Raw genomic sequence first — 1,032 nt, 5'->3', positions numbered from 1 at the left:
GGTTACGCAGTGGGGCAATCGGGCCTGGTCGCACGAACCGCCGATCACGGACGCACCTGGGGCTACGTGAAGACGCCGGTCGACGGGAACCTGTTCGGTGTGGATTCGTTCGCGGACGGACAGGTGATCGCGGTGGGCCAGCGCGTCGCGCTGCGCAGCACCGACAACGGCGCCACGTGGAATCCGATCCGCGCGCTGGACTTCAGCATCAATTGGTACACCGGCCTCGGCCACGCGGCATCCGCGGCCGCCGGCGAAGTCATCGCAGTGGGTCACAGCGGAAGAATTCTGCGGCTGGCGCCTTGAGTGAGGAAGGCGCGTGCCCGTTGAACAACATCTAGAAACGAGAAGGGGAGCAAGAGAAATGAAATCTGGAATCCGTATGCGGCAGGCCATGGCTTCGGTCGCCGTACTGATGGCCTGCTCGGGGCTTGCGCAGGCGCAGGAAGACGACAGCCTGGGCTTCTTCAGCGATCTGTGGGGCGATACGACGTTCAACGGGACGTTCCGTGCCGACGCGACGTACCGCACGACGAAGTACCAGAACCCGAACAACCAGACGAACGCGCCGTTCCAGGACGTGCTCGTGCCGCGGCAGGCCTATGTGCCGCCGGCGCTCAGCACCGGCATTCCGGCCAACGTCGTCAACTCGCTCGTTCCGGGCGCCATTCCCGGCACCGCGCTGGACTGGAACCTGCCGTTCCCGGGCATTGCGCCGTTCGCCGACACCGTTCGCCGAAGTGAACGCATCGGCCAGGACGACCTGGAGATGAACTACACGGTGTTCCGCTTCACCGGTGAAATGGACATGCGGTTCTCGAACGAGTGGCGCCTGAATGCGCGCCTGCGAGTTCTCTACGATCCGACGATCTACGACGAGTTCGACGCCAGCCAGGTCAAGGGGGACCAAGGCGGCATCACCGGTGGCGGCGGCGATCGCTACGCTGACACCGGCAAGGTCAACTACTACGAGGCCAAGGGCCGCAACGGGCGCAACATCAATCCGCTCGAGCTTGCCGGTCGCGACTACTT

At 64.4% G+C, this 1,032-nt stretch carries 1 protein-coding gene and 1 pseudogene; both read left to right on the top strand.

Going from position 1 to position 1,032, the window contains the following annotated elements:
- Positions 1-306 (top strand): WD40/YVTN/BNR-like repeat-containing protein (locus tag DFR24_RS24255; RefSeq protein ID WP_407075109.1); only part of this gene is annotated, 306 nt, incomplete at its 5' end.
- Between the two features lie 58 nt (positions 307-364).
- Positions 365-1,032 (top strand): annotated as a pseudogene (locus DFR24_RS00055) (DUF1302 family protein); the annotation flags it as partial.

It is taken from the genome of Panacagrimonas perspica (genome assembly GCF_004364935.1).
Classification (GTDB): Bacteria; Pseudomonadota; Gammaproteobacteria; order Nevskiales; family Nevskiaceae; genus Panacagrimonas; species Panacagrimonas perspica.
Note: the sequence above shows the minus strand (reverse complement) of the source record. Positions and strands in the feature narration are given on the sequence as shown.